The sequence below is a fragment of the Pseudomonas sp. S09G 359 genome (genome assembly GCF_002843605.1).
Lineage (GTDB): Bacteria > Pseudomonadota > Gammaproteobacteria > Pseudomonadales > Pseudomonadaceae > Aquipseudomonas.
Window position 1 is genome coordinate 1228932 of record NZ_CP025263.1, and the last position, 17393, is coordinate 1246324.

Annotated in this window: 16 protein-coding genes; 10 read left to right on the forward strand and 6 right to left on the reverse strand. The window is 62.9% G+C overall.

The genetic code is table 11. The annotated features are described in order from the left end of the window. Nucleotides 1-44: 44 nt before the first annotated feature. Nucleotides 45-1421 (forward strand): multicopper oxidase family protein, encoded by a 1377-nt coding sequence (locus tag CXQ82_RS05505; RefSeq protein WP_101266855.1) that lies wholly within the window; start codon nt 45-47, stop codon nt 1419-1421. Continuing rightward, on the forward strand, nt 1421-1918 hold the full coding sequence (gene tadA, locus CXQ82_RS05510) for a tRNA adenosine(34) deaminase TadA (RefSeq protein ID WP_101266857.1): 498 nt from the start codon (nt 1421-1423) through the stop codon (nt 1916-1918). The genes CXQ82_RS05505 and tadA overlap by 1 nt, the downstream gene beginning before the upstream one ends. Nucleotides 1919-2062: 144 nt before the next feature. Here the strand turns inward: tadA and cmoB are convergent, their stop codons facing one another. The 6 genes from cmoB to CXQ82_RS05540 all read right to left on the reverse strand — a co-directional run bounded on the left by cmoB (nt 2063) and on the right by CXQ82_RS05540 (nt 8666). After that, nucleotides 2063-3019 carry a tRNA 5-methoxyuridine(34)/uridine 5-oxyacetic acid(34) synthase CmoB gene (gene cmoB / locus CXQ82_RS05515; protein ID WP_101266859.1) on the reverse strand — a complete coding sequence of 319 codons (957 nt, stop codon included), beginning with the start codon at nt 3017-3019 and terminating at the stop codon, nt 2063-2065. Beyond that, the gene (gene cmoA, locus CXQ82_RS05520) at nt 3016-3759 is read right to left on the reverse strand and encodes a carboxy-S-adenosyl-L-methionine synthase CmoA (RefSeq protein ID WP_101266862.1); all 744 of its coding nucleotides are present in this window, start codon (nt 3757-3759) and stop codon (nt 3016-3018) included. The genes cmoB and cmoA overlap by 4 nt, the downstream gene beginning before the upstream one ends. A gap of 36 nt (nt 3760-3795) precedes the next feature. Further along, the gene (locus CXQ82_RS05525) at nt 3796-4452 is read right to left on the reverse strand and encodes a lysoplasmalogenase (protein ID WP_101266864.1); all 657 of its coding nucleotides are present in this window, start codon (nt 4450-4452) and stop codon (nt 3796-3798) included. A gap of 1 nt (nt 4453) precedes the next feature. Next, nucleotides 4454-4843 (reverse strand): protease inhibitor I42 family protein, encoded by a 390-nt coding sequence (locus CXQ82_RS05530; protein ID WP_101266866.1) that lies wholly within the window; start codon nt 4841-4843, stop codon nt 4454-4456. Nucleotides 4844-5050: 207 nt separating this feature from the next. Further along, on the reverse strand, nt 5051-7471 hold the full coding sequence (gene lon, locus CXQ82_RS05535; protein WP_101266868.1) for an endopeptidase La: 2421 nt from the start codon (nt 7469-7471) through the stop codon (nt 5051-5053). 205 nt (nt 7472-7676) lie between these two features. Further along, nucleotides 7677-8666 carry a GntR family transcriptional regulator gene (locus CXQ82_RS05540; protein ID WP_101266870.1) on the reverse strand — a complete coding sequence of 330 codons (990 nt, stop codon included), beginning with the start codon at nt 8664-8666 and terminating at the stop codon, nt 7677-7679. 335 nt (nt 8667-9001) lie between these two features. Here CXQ82_RS05540 and CXQ82_RS05545 point away from each other — a divergent pair, with 335 nt between their 5' ends. The 8 genes from CXQ82_RS05545 to CXQ82_RS05580 all read left to right on the forward strand — a co-directional run bounded on the left by CXQ82_RS05545 (nt 9002) and on the right by CXQ82_RS05580 (nt 16739). After that, entirely contained in the window at nt 9002-10345 is a 1344-nt protein-coding gene (locus tag CXQ82_RS05545) for an amidase (RefSeq protein ID WP_101266872.1), read from the forward strand. Nucleotides 10346-10356: 11 nt separating this feature from the next. Further along, nucleotides 10357-11235 (forward strand): polysaccharide deacetylase, encoded by an 879-nt coding sequence (locus CXQ82_RS05550; RefSeq protein ID WP_003234086.1) that lies wholly within the window; start codon nt 10357-10359, stop codon nt 11233-11235. A gap of 27 nt (nt 11236-11262) precedes the next feature. Further along, nucleotides 11263-12603 carry an MFS transporter gene (locus CXQ82_RS05555; protein ID WP_101266874.1) on the forward strand — a complete coding sequence of 447 codons (1341 nt, stop codon included), beginning with the start codon at nt 11263-11265 and terminating at the stop codon, nt 12601-12603. A gap of 10 nt (nt 12604-12613) precedes the next feature. Beyond that, the gene (locus CXQ82_RS05560) at nt 12614-13375 is read left to right on the forward strand and encodes an SDR family NAD(P)-dependent oxidoreductase (RefSeq protein ID WP_101266876.1); all 762 of its coding nucleotides are present in this window, start codon (nt 12614-12616) and stop codon (nt 13373-13375) included. 158 nt (nt 13376-13533) lie between these two features. Next, nucleotides 13534-14283: an SDR family NAD(P)-dependent oxidoreductase gene (locus CXQ82_RS05565; protein WP_101266878.1), complete on the forward strand. Its 750-nt coding sequence runs from the start codon at nt 13534-13536 to the stop codon at nt 14281-14283. Between the two features lie 13 nt (nt 14284-14296). Beyond that, nucleotides 14297-14596 carry a hypothetical protein gene (locus CXQ82_RS05570; RefSeq protein WP_101266880.1) on the forward strand — a complete coding sequence of 100 codons (300 nt, stop codon included), beginning with the start codon at nt 14297-14299 and terminating at the stop codon, nt 14594-14596. Then, complete coding sequence (locus CXQ82_RS05575) at nt 14593-15567, forward strand: GTP-binding protein (protein ID WP_101266882.1); 975 nt, start codon at nt 14593-14595, stop codon at nt 15565-15567. Before CXQ82_RS05570 ends, CXQ82_RS05575 begins: the two co-directional genes overlap by 4 nt. After that, nucleotides 15564-16739, forward strand: a complete 1176-nt coding sequence (locus CXQ82_RS05580; protein WP_101266884.1) for a PotD/PotF family extracellular solute-binding protein — start codon at nt 15564-15566, stop codon at nt 16737-16739. Before CXQ82_RS05575 ends, CXQ82_RS05580 begins: the two co-directional genes overlap by 4 nt. Nucleotides 16740-17393: the final 654 nt, after the last annotated feature.

The window sequence follows — 17393 nt, forward strand, 5'->3', positions numbered from 1 at the left end:
TGCCCTTTGCGGGCCTTGGCCTGCGGCAGATACGTGAGGTTGTTGTGTCCCGATCCTTTTCCCGTCGACAAATCCTGGGTGGCCTCGCAGGCCTGGCCGTAGTGGGCGTCGGTGCCGGTGGCGGCTATCGCTACTGGCTGGGGAAAGTCGCCGAGGCCGAGGCGGGGCACGATTACGAACTGATCGCCGCGCCGCTCGACGTGGAACTGGTGCCCGGCCACAAGACCGAGGCGTGGGCGTTCGGCCCTTCGGCGCCGGGCACCGAATTGCGCGTGCGCCAGGGCGAATGGCTGCGGGTGCGTTTTATCAACCACCTGCCGGTCGCCACCACCATCCACTGGCACGGCATTCGCCTACCGCTGGAAATGGACGGTGTGCCCTACGTCTCGCAATTGCCGGTGTTGCCCGGTGAATACTTCGACTATAAATTCCGCGTGCCGGACGCTGGCAGCTACTGGTATCACCCCCATGTGAACAGCAGCGAGGAGCTCGGCCGTGGCCTGGTCGGCCCGCTGATCATCGAAGAGCGCGAGCCCACCGGTTTCAAGCACGAGCGCACCTTGAGCCTGAAAAGCTGGCACGTGGACGAAGAGGGCGCATTCGTTGCCTTCAGCATCCCGCGCGAGGCCGCGCGGGGCGGCACGGCCGGGCGCCTGTCGACGATCAATGGCGTGTCCCAGGCGGTGATCGACCTGCCGGCCGGGCAAATCACCCGCGTGCGCCTGCTCAACCTCGACAACACCCTGACTTATCGCCTCAACATCCCTGACGTCGAGGCGCAGATCTACGCGCTGGATGGCAACCCCATCGAGCCGCGCCCGTTGGGCAAGGAATACTGGTTGGGCCCGGGGATGCGCATCTGCCTGGCGATCAAGGCACCGCCGGCCGGCGAAGAGCTGTCGATCCGCAACGGCCCGGTGCGCCTGGGCACCTTCCGTTCAGTCGCCAATACTGACGCGCCGACCGCGTGGCCGCCCGCGCTGCCGGCCAACCCGATTGCCGAGCCGGACCTGGCCAATGCCGAGAAACTCAACTTCAATTTCGAGTGGGTCGGTACCGTGTCGGTGGATGACGGCAAGCCGCCGAGCCTGTGGCAAATCAACGGCAAGGCGTGGGACATCACCGACAAGACCTGCGCCGACCGCCCGATTGCCAAGCTGGAAAAGGGCAAGAGCTACATTTTCGAATTGAAGAACATGACCCAGTACCAGCACCCGATCCACTTGCACGGCATGAGCTTCAAGGTGATCGCCTCGAACCGCCACAAGGTGATCCCGTATTTCACCGACACCTACCTGCTGGGCAAGAACGAACGCGCCCGCGTGGCCCTGGTGGCGGATAACCCGGGGGTGTGGATGTTCCACTGCCACGTGATCGACCATATGGAAACCGGCCTGATGGCCGCAATCGAGGTGGCGTGATGCGCCAGGTTCGCCCCGTGGCGATTATCGACCGCAGCCGCGACCAGGACTTCATGCGCGAAGCCCTGGCCCTCGCCGCCCAGGGCGCGGCACTCGGCGAAGTGCCGGTGGGCGCGGTGCTGGTGCAAAACGGTGAAATCATCGGCCGCGGCTTCAACTGCCCCATCAGCGGCAACGACCCCAGCGCCCATGCCGAAATGGTCGCCATCCGCGCCGCTGCGCAAGCCATCAGCAACTACCGCCTGGTGGGCAGCACCCTGTACGTGACCCTGGAACCGTGCAGCATGTGCGCCGGCCTGATCGTGCACTCACGGGTGGCGCGGGTGGTGTATGGCGCGCTGGAACCCAAGGCCGGGATTGTGCAGAGCCAGGGGCAGTTTTTTACCCAAGGGTTTCTGAACCATCGGGTGTTGTTTGAAGGCGGGGTGCTGGCGGAGGAGTGTGGGGCTGTTCTGAGTGAGTTCTTCAAGGCGCGTCGGGCCAAGCCTACAATCTGACCAACACCGAGAAACCAATGTGGGAGCGGGCTTGCTCGCGAATACGGTGGGTCAGTTGACACATATGTGACTGATACACCGCTTTCGCGAGCAAGCCCGCTCCCACATTTTTGATCTCCATTTATTCAAGGGGATCAGGGGTTACTACTTCTTGGCGATGATGACCGCCCGCATCGGCGCCGGCAGCCCTTCAATGGTCTTGCTGTGATCATCCGGGTCGAGGAAATCACTCAGCGACTGGTACTTCATCCACTCCGTCCCGCGCTGTTCCTCGACCGTGGTCACGCTCACATCCACACACCGCACATCACTGAACCCGGCACGCCGCAGCCATAGCATCAGCGCCGGCACCGACGGCAGGAACCATACGTTGCGCATCTGCGCGTAGCGGTCTTCCGGCACCAGTACTTGCTGCTGGTCGCCTTCTACCACCAGGGTTTCCAGGACCAACTCGCCGCCTTTGACCAGTGTGTCTTTGAGTGCCAGCAGGTGCTCGATGGGGGAGCGGCGGTGGTAGAACACGCCCATGGAAAATACCGTGTCGAAACCTTCCAGGTTGGCCGGCAGGTCTTCGAACGGGAACGGCAGGTGCCAGGCCTTAGGCTCAGACAGGTAACGCTGCACCGCCTGGAACTGGCAGAAGAACAGCCAGTTCGGGTCCACGCCAATCACGCTGTCAGCCCCGGCGCCGAGCATGCGCCACATGTAATAGCCGTTGCCGCAACCGACATCGAGGATGCGTTTGCCTTTGAGATCCAGGTGCGGTGCCACCCGCGACCACTTCCAGTCCGAGCGCCATTCGGTGTCCACGTGCACGCCGAACAGGTGGAACGGGCCTTTGCGCCATGGGCTCAGGCCCATCAGCGCGGTGTGCATGTGCGCGCGCGTGGCGTCGTCGCAATCGGTGTCGAGGGTCAAGCCATTGAGCAAATCGACTGCGCTGGGCTGGATCTTCGGCAGCGCATCCAGCGCGCCCTGCCAACGCTCCAGGTCGCCATGACCCTTTTCCATCTTGCTGTCGAGTTGCGCTTGCAGGCCTTGGGCCCACACAGCCAGGGGAGTGCCGACCAAGTGGCGGGCGAGGGGGGACAGATCAATCATGGCAAGGCAATCAACGAGGCAAAGTTAAGACACTGGAACCACGGCACGACTTTCGAGAACCCGGCCGCCAGCAGGCGTTCGCGGTGTTCTTCGAGGCTGTCGGGCTTCATGACGTTTTCGATGGCGCTGCGCTTCTGGGCGATTTCCAGTTCGCTGTAGCCGTTGGCGCGTTTGAACGCGATATGCAGGTCGGTGAGCAGCGCGTGTTCTTCAAGGTCATTGAAGCGCAGCTTTTCCGAGAGGATCAACGCCCCGCCCGGCAACAGCGCCTGACGGATGCGCGCGAGCAACGCCAGGCGCTCCTCAGGGGCGATGAATTGCAGGGTGAAATTCAGCGCCACCACCGAGGCCGGCTGGAACTGCAGCGCGAGGATATCGCCCTCGATCACCTCGACCGGCAGCAACTCCTGGAACATCGAGTCCTGGCCGTTGAGGTATTCGCGGCAACGCTCGACCATGGCTGCCGAGTTGTCCACCGCGATGACGTTGCAGCCGTCGGTGCGTACATGGCGGCGCAAGGCCTGGGTCACGGCGCCAAGGGACGAGCCCAGGTCGTATAGCACGCTGTTCGGTTGGGCAAATTGGGCTGCCAGCACGCCGAGGTTTTCGACGATGGTCGGGTAGCCCGGCACCGAGCGCTTGATCATGTCCGGGAAAACCCGCACCACGTCCTCGTTAAAGGCGAAGTCCGGCACCTGGGGCAGGGGCTGGGCGAATAGGCGATCGGGTTCTTTGCTCACGGTTGTTCCGGCGACGAGGGGGGAAAGGCCGGTATTTTAGCCAAATTGGCCCTCGGGTGCGCGGGTTGTCTGACTGAATGCTGATGCGGTGATGCCCCACTGCCCCAGCCAGTAAGTGACGATCAACACATACGGCGCGGCATCGAACGCCAGCACAAATCGATTGATCCCGATCAGCGTGTCAGACACTACAAACGACGCCGCGCCTGCCGCCGCCAGCCATGCCGAGCGTGTCGGCACGTCGCTGCCCAGGCGGGCCAGGGCGCGCCAGAGCATGGCGCTGATCACCAGGGCGTAAACCACCACCGGAATCAGCAGGTCGCCGAGGCCGTGGGCGATCAGGATGCTCAGCAGCACCGCGCCCACGCCCAGGGCCAGTAACAATGGCAGCAGCGCGAAACGCCGGCAGTCACTGAAATACGCCTTGAGGTAGGCCAGGTGCGCCAACAGAAAGGCGCCGAGGCCAAAGATAAACAGGTCGCCGGGCCACGCGAGCAACACGTCGCCGACCAGGGAAAAAATCAGCCCCAGGCTGATCCAGCGTCGATAGTCGGTGGGCGGCGCGTCATGCAGCCAGCCCAGCAGCGCCAGTACCGGCAGGGGCTTGACCAGCAGGCACAACAAGGTGGCGTGGGTGGTCAGCCCGTAGATAAAGGTGCCGGCGCCCATCAACGCGAGAATCAGCCATGGCATATCAGTTCACCGTAATGGCGCAGTCGAAGGTTTCGGCGGGTTCGGCTTCCGGCTCCCAAGGTTGCTGGGAGGTCAGGCGCAAGCGACCCTGGCCGGCCGCGAAGGCCTGGAAGCGCCAAGTGGATTGGCCACCGCCACCGATGACACCGGATTCGGAGCTGCTGTAGACCTCGGGGCTCAGCGCGCGTAGCACGCCGCCGGCGGAATCCTGAATGGCCCAGCGGTAACCGGTGGTGGGGTTGCTGGGCAGGGTGAGGATCAGGTTTTGCCCGGATTTAAGCTGGAGCGGGCAGCTGCTCTGGTCTTCCACGCTGATGTTTTGCTTCGGTGCACTGGCGCAGGCGGCCAGTAGGGCAAGGCTCAAGGGGAGAAGCAGGCGGGCAGCGGTCATGGGGGCTCCGTTGTTTGGCGACGAAGGGCGAGCATAACCGAAGATGAGACAAGGTGTGACAAGGCGGGGGTTTGTGTTGGCAGGTCTGGCCTCATCGGGGGCAAGCCCCCTCCCACATTTTGAACTGTGAATACTTTCAAGTGTGGGAGGGGCGGTGCGACGATTCGACTTGCCCCCGATGAGGCCAGCTCAGGCACTACACAACTGTCAGAACAACACCTTCGCCACATCCGCAAACCGCTTGGCAAAGTGCACCGTCATGCCTTCCTTGAGGTAATCCGGCAACTCTTCAAAGCTGCCACGGTTCGGCTCCGGCAAGATCAACTCATGAATCTTCTGACGCCGCGCCGCAATCACCTTCTCGCGCACGCCGCCAATCGGCAGCACATGCCCGGTCAGCGTCAGCTCGCCGGTCATCGCCACGCCTTTTTTCGGCGGCTGGTTGCGGGCCAGCGACAGCAACGCACTGGCCATGGTCACGCCGGCGCTCGGGCCGTCTTTCGGCGTGGCACCTTCCGGCACGTGCAAGTGCACGAAGGCTTCGTCGAAGAACTTCGGGTCACCGCCAAACGACTTCAGGTTGGAGCTGATGTAGCTGTAGGCAATTTCGGCGGATTCCTTCATCACTTCACCCAACTGCCCGGTGAGCTTGAACCCGCGGTTAAGCGTGTGGATGCGCGTCGCCTCGATCGGCAAGGTGGCGCCGCCCATGCTGGTCCAGGCCAGGCCGGTGATCACACCGGTGCCGGACAGCACTTGTTCGTTGCGGAACACCGGCATGCCCAGGGAGCTTTCCAGGTCTTTGGTGCCGAGCTTGATCACCGAGTCCGGCTCATCCAGCAGCTTGACCACCGCCTTGCGCACCAGCTTGCCCAGCTGTTTCTCCAACTGGCGCACCCCGGCTTCCCGCGCGTAACCGTCGATCAGTGCGCGCAGGGCGCCGTCGCTGATGGTCAGGCTGGTTTTCGCCACGCCGGCTTTTTCCAGCTGTTTTGGCCACAGGTGGCGCTTGGCGATGGCGACTTTTTCTTCGGTGATGTAGCCCGACAGGCGAATCACTTCCATACGGTCCAGCAACGGGCCGGGGATGGAGTCCAAGGTGTTGGCGGTGCACACGAACAGCACCTTGGACAGGTCCAGGCGCAGGTCCAGGTAGTGGTCGAGGAATTCGACGTTCTGCTCCGGGTCGAGGGTTTCGAGCAAGGCCGACGCCGGGTCGCCCTGGAAGCTCTGGCCCATCTTGTCGATCTCGTCGAGCATGATCACCGGGTTCATCACTTCTACATCTTTAAGCGCCTGTACCAGCTTGCCCGGCAGGGCGCCGATGTAGGTGCGGCGATGGCCCTTGATCTCGGCCTCGTCGCGCATGCCGCCGACGCTGAAACGGTAGAACGGCCGGCCCAGGGATTCGGCGATGGATTTACCGACGCTGGTCTTGCCCACGCCCGGTGGGCCCACCAGCAGCACGATGGAGCCGGCGACTTCGCCTTTATAGGCGCCTACGGCGAGGAATTCGAGGATACGGCTCTTGATGTCGTCCAGGCCCGCATGGTGCTTGTCCAGCACCTTGCGCGCGTGTTTCAGGTCGAGTTTGTCTTCTCCAAACACGCCCCACGGCACCGAGGTCGCCCAATCCAAGTAGTTGCGTGTGACCGCATATTCCGGCGAGCCGGTTTCCAGGATCGACAGTTTGTTCAGTTCTTCATCAATGCGTTTTTTCGCCTGGGCCGGCAGCACTTTGCCCTGCAGGCGCTGCTCGAATTGCTCGACGTCGGCGCTGCGGTCGTCCTTGGTCAGGCCCAGCTCTTGCTGGATGACCTTGAGCTGTTCCTTGAGGAAGAACTCACGCTGGTGCTCGCCGATCTTGCGGTTCACCTCGGCGGAGAGTTCTTTTTGCAGCCGCGCTACTTCGACCTCTTTGCGCAGCATCGGCAGCACTTTTTCCATGCGCTTGAGCATGGGCACGCAGTCCAGCACTTCCTGCAACTCGTTACCGGTGGCCGAAGTCAGTGCAGCGGCGAAGTCGGTGAGCGGCGACGGGTCGTTGGGGCTGAAACGGTTGAGATAGTTCTTCAACTCTTCGCTGTACAGCGGGTTGAGCGGCAGCAGTTCCTTGATCGCATTGATCAGCGCCATGCCGTAGGCCTTGACCTCGTCGGTCGGCTGGGTCGGCTGGTGCGGGTATTCGACTTCCACCAGGTACGGCGGGCGATGGTGCTTGAGCCAGGTCTTGATGCGTACGCGGGTCAGGCCCTGGGCGACGAATTGCAGTTTGCCGTTCTCGCGGCTGGCGTGGTGCACCTTCACCAGGGTGCCGTACAGCGGCAGGCTGGAGGTGTCGAAATGCCGTGGGTCTTCTGGCGGGGTGTCCATGAAGAACAGGGCCAGGGAGTGGTGGTCGGATTTGCTCACCAGCTCCAGGGTTTCGGCCCACGGTTCTTCATTGACGATCACCGGCAGCACTTGCGCCGGGAAGAACGGCCGATTGTGGATTGGAATGATGTAGACCTTGTCCGGCAGGTTTTGCCCAGGCAGGGCCAGGCCGGTGTTGGACGACGGGGTTTCAGCGTTTTCGGGGTCGGCGTAGTCGTTGAGGTCGTAATCAGGGAATTCTTGCTGGTCGCTCATGGGGCACCTGCATAAGGAAGTATGGAGGTTAGATGGGGCGGGGCAGCGGTGGTTTCAATGGCGGCATGCAGTTAGCAACATATTGCATAAAATTATCAGTGTGGGAGCGGGCTTGCTCGCGAATGCGATGGGTCAGCCAATACATCGCTGACTGACCCACCGCATTCGCGAGCAAGCCCGCTCCCACATATTTCACCGCATGAGGTCAGCTGATTTTGTGGAGGTAGGCGGGTAAGGGCTGTTCTGGCAGTACGGAGAGCACCTTGAGGCGCTGCAACATCCGCTGCCGCGCCCGCTGCAAATGCTCCCGCAGGTTCAGCGCAGCGGCATCAAAGGCACCGTGCAGCAACAATTCCAGGATCAGGCGATGTTCGGCGAGCATGGCGGGATCGGCGCCGATCCCCAGTAAACGATGAAAGATCCGGCTGATGATCATCGGGCTCTGGCCCTGGCGGATCAGCGCGGCAATCTTGCGGTTTTGCAGGCCGGCCAGGCAGTGCTGGTGCAAGTCTTCTTCGATCTGTTCGATGGCTTCCAGGCTGCACTGGGGGTTGTCCTGGGCGTCCAGCACGCGCTGCAACATGGCTTCGAGTTGCTCGCGGTCGAGGGCGGGTGCGCTTTGGCGCAGGGCTTCGGGTTCCAGGCAGGCGCGCAGTTCGTAGTCTTCGGTCACTTCGCGCGCGGTCAGGGGCCCGGCCAGCCACTGGGAGTAGGGCTCTTTTTCCACCAGGCCACGGTCGCGCAGGCGCATCAGTGCTTCACGTACCACCGCGCGGCTGACGCCGTAGTGGTCGGCGGCGGTTTGCTCGTCCAGACGGTAATGGCCGAAGGCAATGCAGGTGGACAGCGCCGCGCCGATTTCCTCGACGATCCGCTCTCCCAGCGGCCGCGTGTCCACCAGCTCGTCGTCACCGTTGAGGCCCAGGTGTGCATGGCTCAGGGGCAGGCGCAGTGGCTCCATGGCCAGGCCTTCGGGGTTGATCAGGTAACCACGGCCATTGAAGCGGCAGATCAAGCCTTCTGCATGCAGCAGGTCCAGCGCCTTGCGCACCGGCACGCGGCTGGTACCGAACAATTCGGCCAGCGGTGCCTCAAGCAACACCAGCCCATGACGGGCGGTGCCGTTGACGATCGCATCACGCAATACCTGATGAATCATCGCGTAACGGGAGGCCGAGGCGGACACTGCTTTCATTGCGTTCTCTGAGGTCAAGAGGTCGGTGGCCGGGGATTCTCTCATAGATGCACCTGTCACTCTGCGCCACGTCGGTGGCACTTTTTTGGGGCCGTGGGTGTGGGAATGTTACTTTTCTGCACCAAAATGTACTTATTAATAAAAGATACATTATTTCATTGGCGGTCCATTCCCAGTGTGTCGCCGGTTTTTTTGGCCCTGTGCAAAACCATCTATCCCGCAGCTATGGGGGATAAACCCGGGTTAGCTTAAAAACCACAGACAGAGACTGGCACGAAATCTGCCTTTGTAAAATGTACATTTTATTAATATGTACGTTTTAGAGGTTTGATCCGATGTCAGACGCCACCTCAGACGCCACCTCAATGGCCGAGGCTTTCGCCAGCGGCCGCAGCGACCCGGTGCAAGCCCTCGAACACGCACTCGAGCAGGCGAGCCGTTCGGCCAGCGTATTTATCTCCTTGACGGCCGAGCGCGCCCGTCGCGAAGCCGAAGCGAGCGCCGGGCGCTGGCGTGCCGAGCAACCGTTGAGCGTATTCGACGGTGTGCCGCTGGCGTGGAAAGACCTGTACGACGTGGCCGGCAGCATCACCACCGCCGGCGCCGCCTACCGTCGCAACGCGCCCGCCGCCTTGCTGGACGCACCGAGTGTGGGCCTGCTGTGCCGCGCCGGGATGGTCAGCGTTGGCAAGACCAACCTCAGCGAGCTGGCGTATTCCGGGCTGGGCCTGAACCCGCATTTCGGCACGCCGCACAACCCTCACGGCACTGATCAACCGCGTATCCCCGGAGGGTCGTCGTCCGGTTCGGCCGTGGCCGTCGCCGCTGGCATTGTGCCGATTGCCATGGGCACCGACACCGCCGGCTCCATTCGCATTCCCGCCGCCCTCAACGGCCTGGTGGGTTATCGCAGCAGCAGCCGACGCTACAGCCGCGACGGTGTGTTCCCGCTGGCGCACAGCCTCGACAGCCTCGGCCCGCTGACCCACAGCGTGCGCGATACGCTGGCCATCGACGACCTGCTCCACGGCCGTCGCCAAAGCCATATCGCCCGCAGCCTCAAGGGCCAGCGTTTGGTGCTGGAGCAAGGCGCGCTGGAAGACCTCGAACCCGCCGTGCGCAATAACCTGCTGCGCGCGGTGGACCAACTGAAGGCCGCCGGTGCATTGGTCGAACTGCGCCCCTGCGCGACCTTCCAGGCCACCCTGGACCTGATCAAGCATCACGGCTGGCTCGGCTCATTCGAAGCCTTTGCCCTGCACCAAGCCTTGCTCGACAGCCCTGACGCGCAGCAGCTCGACCCGCGCGTACGCCGTCGCCTGGAAGCCGCGCGCAATCTGCCGGCCAGCCAATTGCTGTACCTCACCGACGCGCGCCGTCGCTTGCAGCAACAACTGATCGACGACCTCGACGGCGCCCTCCTGATCACCCCGACGGTCGCCCACGTCGCCCCGGCGCTGGCCGCGCTGGAAGCCGACGCCGACCTCTTTGCCAGCACCAACCTCGCCACCCTGCGACTGACCATGCCTGGCAGCTTGCTCGACATGCCCGGCGTCAGCCTGCCCAGCGGCCGTGACGCCCTGGGCCTGCCGACCGGGCTGCTGCTCAGCGCCCCGACGGGCGAAGACGCACGCCTGTTGCGCGCGGCCCTGTCCGTCGAATCCGTACTTCACATTTAAGGAGACACACCATGGCTAAAGACATCCTCTGTGCATTTGGCGTCGACGTTGACGCCGTCGCCGGCTGGCTCGGTTCCTACGGCGGCGAAGACTCGCCCGATGACATTTCCCGTGGCCTGTTCGCCGGTGAAATCGGCGCGCCGCGCCTGCTCAAATTGTTCGAACGCTACGGCCTGCGCACCACCTGGTTTATCCCCGGCCACTCGATGGAAACCTTCCCCGAGCAAATGAAGGCCGTAGCCGACGCCGGCCACGAAATCGGCGTGCATGGCTACAGCCATGAAAACCCGATTGCGATGACGGCGGAGCAGGAAGAAATCGTCCTGGATAAATCCATCGAGCTGATCACCCAGGTCACCGGCAAACGCCCAACCGGTTACGTCGCGCCATGGTGGGAATTCAGCAAGGTCACCAACGAGCTGCTGCTGAAAAAAGGCATCAAGTACGACCACAGCCTGATGCACAACGACTTCCACCCCTACTACGTACGCAAGGGCGACAGCTGGACCAAGATCGACTACAGCCAGCACCCCGACACCTGGATGAAACCCCTGGTGCGCGGCGAAGAAACCGATCTGGTGGAGATCCCGGCCAACTGGTACCTCGACGACCTGCCGCCGATGATGTTCATCAAAAAGGCGCCCAACAGCCACGGCTTCGTCAACCCGCGTCACCTTGAAGAAATGTGGCGCGACCAGTTCGACTGGGTCTACCGCGAACACGAACACGCGGTGTTCACCATGACCATCCACCCCGACGTCTCCGGCCGCCCGCAAGTGCTGCTGATGCTGGAACGCCTGATCGAACACATCCAGAGCCATGCCGGCGTGCGCTTCGTCACCTTCGACGAAATCGCCGACGACTTTATCCGCCGCCAACCGCGTACCTGACACTCACCCACCCCCGAGGCGCGATTTATGTCCATCTACAACAAGCTTGACCTGACTGGCTGGAAACCCCGGCAACTGACGTCCCAAGAGGTGCGCTTTGCCACCTGGATCGCGTTTTTCGCCTGGGTGTTTGCGGTGTATGACTTCATCCTGTTCGGCACCCTGTTGCCGGAGATCGGCCGGCACTTTGGCTGGGGTGAAGTGGAGCAAGCTGAAATCGCGACCTGGGTGGCGGTAGGTACCGCCGTCGTCGCCTTGGCCATCGGCCCGATCGTCGACAAACTGGGGCGTCGCAAAGGGATTATTTTCACCGTGGCCGGTTCCGCGCTGTGCTCGGCACTGACCGCGATTGGCGGGGCGTGGGGCAAGTCGCCGCTGATTCTGATCCGTTCGTTGGGCGGCCTCGGGTATGCCGAAGAAACGGTCAATGCTACCTACTTGACCGAGCTCTATGGTGCGTCGGAAGACCCGCGGCTGACCAAGCGTCGCGGCTTTATCTACAGCCTGGTGCAGGGCGGCTGGCCGGTCGGCGCGTTGATCGCCGCCGGGTTGACTGCGTTGCTGCTGCCGGTCATTGGCTGGCAGGGCTGCTTTATCTTCGCCGCGATCCCGGCGGTGGTGATCGCGATCATGGCGCGCAAGCTCAAGGAGAGCCCGCAGTTCCAGATCCACCAGCGTATCAGCGAGCTGCGTAAAAGCGGCGCGGTGAAAGAGGCGCAAAACGTCGCCGTGACCTACGGCGTGGATTACGACGAACACAGCAAGGCCGGCCTCAAAGCTGCCTTCCGTGGCCCGGCCCGCCGCGCCACGCTGGTGATCGGCGCCGCGCTGTTGCTCAACTGGGCGGCGATCCAGGTGTTCAGTGTGTTGGGCACTTCGGTGATCGTCAGCGTGCACCACATCTCGTTCGAAAACTCGCTGATCATCCTCGTGCTGTCGAACCTGGTGGGCTACTGCGGCTACCTCAGCCACGGCTGGATGGGCGACAAGATCGGCCGCCGCAATGTCATCGGCCTGGGCTGGATGCTCGGCGGGCTGGCGTTTGCCGGGATGCTGTTTGGCCCGAGCAATATGGCGATGGTGGTCGGGCTGTACAGCCTGGGCCTGTTCTTCCTGATCGGGCCGTACTCGGCGGCGCTGTTCTTTATCAGTGAAAGTTTTCCTACCAGCATCCGCGCCACCGGTGGCGCGATCATCCATGCCATGGGCCCGATTGGTGCGGTGGTCGCAGGTTTTGGCGCCACCCAGGTGTTGTCCGCCGGCAGCGACTGGCAGACCGCCGCACTGTGGTTTGGCGCCGTGCCGTGCTTTTTGTCCGGCGTGCTGATGTTTGCCGCCCGCCACGTGCGCCCGGAAACCGTTCAGTAAGGAGTGTTTGATGAGCCGTAAAGTTGCCTTGATTACCGGTGCCGCCAGCGGCATCGGCCAAGCCCTCGCCGTGGCATACGCGCGCGTCGGCGTGGCGGTGGTCGGCGGGTATTACCCGGCCGATCCCCATGACCCGCACACCACCGTTGCACTGGTGGAAGAAGCCGGCGGCGAATGCCTGATGCTGCCTTTGGATGTGGGCGATACGGCGTCGGTGGACGCACTGGCGGACGCTGGCGTGGCGCATTTCGGCCGCTTGGACTACGCCGTGGCCAACGCCGGCCTGCTGCGTCGTGCGCCTTTGCTGGAAATGACCGATGCGCTGTGGGACGAGATGCTCAATGTCGACCTGACGGGGGTGATGCGCACCTTCCGTGCGGCGGCCAGGCACATGGGCGAGGGCGGCGCGCTGGTGGCGATTTCGTCGATTGCCGGCGGCGTGTATGGCTGGCAGGAACACAGCCATTACGCGGCGGCCAAGGCCGGTGTGCCGGGCTTGTGCCGGTCGCTGGCGGTGGAGCTGGCGGCCAAGGGCATTCGCTGCAATGCGGTGATCCCCGGGCTGATCGAGACGCCACAGTCGTTGGATGCAAAGAACTCGCTGGGGCCGGAGGGCTTGGCGAAAGCCGCGCGCGCGATTCCGCTGGGGCGGGTAGGGCGCGCGGATGAAGTGGCGTCGCTGGTGCAGTTCTTGACCAGTGAGGCGTCGAGTTATCTGACCGGCCAAAGCATCATCATCGATGGCGGCCTGACTGTGCGCTGGCCGGATTAACGTCAGCTTTAAGCCGAACTCTGCCCAAATGTGGGAGCGGGCTTGCTCGCGAATGCGGTGGATCAGTTCCATATGCGCCGACTGACACGACGCATTCGCGAGCAAGCCCGCTCCCACATTGGACTGCATCCGCAGTTTGCTTATTTAAGGAGTTTACTATGCCTCAACTCACCAACCGCCGCGCCGTCATCACCGGTGCCGGCAGCGGCATCGGTGCCGCCATCGCCCGGGCCTACGCTGCCGAAGGCGCTCGCCTGGTGCTGGCCGACCGCAACGCTGCGAGCCTTGCCGAAACCGCGATCACCTGCCGCAACCTCGGTGCCGAGGTGGTCGAGTGCCTGGCCGATGTCGGCACCGTCGAAGGCGCCCAGGCCAGTGTCGACCGTTGCGTCGAACACTTCGGCGGCATAGACATCCTGGTCAACAACGCCGGCATGCTCACCCAGGCGCGTTGCGTCGACCTGAGCATCGAGATGTGGAACGACATGCTGCGCGTCGACCTCACCAGCGTATTCGTCGCCAGCCAGCGTGCCTTGCCGCACATGCTGGCGCAACGTTGGGGGCGGATCATCAACGTCGCCTCGCAACTGGGTATCAAGGGCGGCGCGGAACTCACTCACTACGCCGCCGCCAAGGCCGGGGTGATCGGCTTTACCAAGTCCCTCGCACTGGAAGTGGCCAAGGACAATGTGCTGGTCAACGCCATTGCGCCGGGGCCGATCGAGACGCCGCTGGTGGGTGGCATCAGCGACGACTGGAAGCGCGCCAAGGCCAAGGAGCTGCCCCTGGGCCGCTTCGGCCTGGCGGATGAAGTGGCGCCCACCGCCGTGCTGCTGGCCAGTGAGCCGGGCGGCAATCTGTTTGTTGGCCAGACCCTGGGCCCGAACTCCGGCGATGTCATGCCATGAGTGAGGTGTAGCCATGTGCGGACTCTGTGGATTGCTCGGCGAAGACCTGCACTGGAGCGACCCCCTGGGCGATGAACTGCCCCGGCGCCGCGAGCGCCTGCGCCGTATCGCCGCCATCAACCAGGTGCTGGCGGTGTTCCGGCTCAAGGTCGAAGACTTCCAGGGCGCGTCGTATTTGCTCCTGGGTGCTACCGGCAAGCAAGAGCTGGCGAGCGGCCTGGATCAACTCTGGCAGGCGGCTGAAAGCATGTTGGGTCGGCCGTTGGACCCTCTCGATCCGCATCTGTTGGATCACTTGGAGTCAGCCCCATGAGCATCGCCCTTAATGTCATCACCGGCTTCCTCGGCAGTGGCAAAACCACCTTGCTCAAGCGCCTGCTGCAAGGCGAAAGCCTCGGCGACACGGCGTTGCTGATCAACGAATTCGGGGATGTCGGCATCGACCATCTGCTGGTCGAAGAAGTGGGGCCGAACACTGTGTTGCTGCCCAGCGGCTGCATCTGTTGCTCGATCCGTGGCGAGCTGAAAGACGCGCTGCTCGGCCTGCTGCAACGCCGCGAGCGTGGTGAAATCCCCGCGTTCAAGCGGGTGATCCTGGAGACCACCGGCCTGGCCGACCCGGCGCCGATCCTTGCGACCTTGAACAACGACGTACAACTGCGTGGGCGTTTCCATATCGGCCTGGTGATCACCCTGGTCGACGCCAGCCACGCCGCCCAGCAGGAACGCCTGCACCCGGAATGGCTGGCGCAGGTGGCCGCTGCGGATCGCCTGCTGCTGAGCAAGACTGATATTGAGGGCGATTGCACTGAGTTACGCGCGCACCTGCACGGGCTGAACGCCGGTACGCCCATTTTCGCCACTCAAGATATCCACAGCGGCGACCAGCTGCTGCTCGGCGAAGGCCTGCGCAGCGCCGAACCGGCGGTGGAAGTCAGCCGCTGGCAACTGCATCAAGCCACCAGCGTCACCCATGGCGCCGCGCAGGTGTGCAGCCTGACGTTCGACCAGCCGCTGGACTGGGTGGGTTTCGGGGTGTGGTTGTCGATGCTGTTAAGATGCCACGGCGAACGAATCCTTCGTGTCAAAGGGCTGCTCAACGTGAACGCCAGTAACGCCCCCATCGTCATTCATGGTGTGCAGCATTGCCTGCATGCCCCGGTGCACTTGCCTGCTTGGCCAGGCACCGACCGCCAATCGCGCCTGGTGTTTATCCTGCGTGGTCTCGACGCCGAGCAACTGCGCCGCTCCTTTCACGTGTTCTCCCGGCGGTTCGCGGCATGATCACCTTACGCGTCCTCGGCACCTCGGTGACCTTGCTGGAATGCCTGCGCGTGCGCGCCGAGCAGGAACTGGGCATTCGCCTGGTGTACCAGGTGCATGACGTCGAACAGGCCCAGCGCATCGCGGTGATGCAGCCCGACAGCTACGACCTGTACGACCAGTGGTTTCACAACGTCGACTTCGTGTGGCCGGCGCGGGCGATCCAGCCCATCGACACGCGGCGCATTGCGCTGTGGCACGAGATCAATGACCTGCCCAAGCGCGGGCGCCTGTCGCCCGATGACCGCCTGGGCAGCGGCAGCGTGCCCAGCGAGCGGCTGTTCGTGCAGCACGATGGCAGCCTGGGCAGCACGGTCACCGAGCGCATCAGCATGTTGCCCCTGACCCACAACGCTGACAGCTTCGCCTACCGGCCTGAGCGCTTGCCCGAGGGTTTTTGCCACGGCAATGAAAGCTGGGGCTGGTTACTCGACCCGGCCTGGCGTGCGCGCACGGCGCTGCAGAGCGACGCCGCCATCGGCGCCCTGGATGCCGCGCTGGCCGTGCAGGGGGCAGGGCTGGCGAGCTTCAAGGACATCGGCAATATGAGCATCGAGGAGATCGATGTGCTGGCCGATATCCTGGTGCGCAAACAGAAGGAAGGGCATTTTGCGGCGTTCTGGTCGGATGACGAAGAAGCGGCGCAACTGATGCTTAGCCCGAGCATTGATATCCAGAGTTTGTGGTCGCCGACCTTGATGCGCTTGCATCGGGCTGGGGTGAAGTATCGTCTGGCGGTGCCTCGCGAAGGCTATCGTGCCTGGTTTGGTGGGTTGTCCTTGTCGCGCCATGCTCAGGGGCCGGTGTTGGATGCGGCGTATGCCTATCTCAATTGGTGGCTGTCGGGTTGGCCTGGCGCGGTCATGGCACGCCAGGGTTACTACATCGGGAACCCGGCGCGTAGTCGCGATCACCTCAGCAGCGCGGAGTGGGATTACTGGTATGCCGGGAAGCCTGCTCGGGAGGAGTTGTTGGGCAGTGATGGGCTGCCGCTGATCGATGTGGGCGAGGTGCGCGATGGCGGTTCCTACGAACAGCGCATGGGGCACATTGCCGTGTGGAATTCGGTGATGGATGAGCACAACTACCTGGTGCGTAGGTGGGGGGATTTTATGCGGGCTCGGTGTGTTTGATTGAGTACATAGCCGTTGCTGCGATAACGGCGGCTTATTCAAAATCCAAAGCAATGCGCGGCGGCCTTAGATCCGACCCGATTTTTGTGTCGTGCTGGGTCAAAAATGTGGGAGGGGGCTTGCCCCCGATGAGGGTGTGTCAGTGAGTGCATCTGTAACTGACCCACCCTCATCGGGGGCAAGCCCCCTCCCACATTTGATCTTCATACATCAGGTAGATATCAGCCTGCTTTTGATCTTGCTTTTGCTCTGGCTTGTGATCTTGACCTCAGGCGCCCCGTTAACCACGCTGGCCGAAAACAGGTAGTACGGAGCGGGTAAACCGGCAGGACGCCGGTTTAGCCGCGACGGGGCAGGGACGCCCCGTCGCGGCGGCCCGCGGAGTAGTACCTGTTTTCGGGCACACCGAGCCTAGGCGAGGTGCCGAGTGGTGGGGCAAGAGCGTTTTGCTTACTTTTGCGCTCTTCAAAAGTGAGCCGCTGTAAGAGCGGAACCATAACCCGCCGTTATCCAAATAACGGATATGTACACCACCCCCCCCCCAAAAAAAAAGCCAAGCCAAGCCTCTGTCGCCAATAAACCGTCACCAAAATCCCCGTATTTCTTGGGTGCGCTCCCCCCAACTCCCAGCTAATCTGCTTAACTCAAATACTC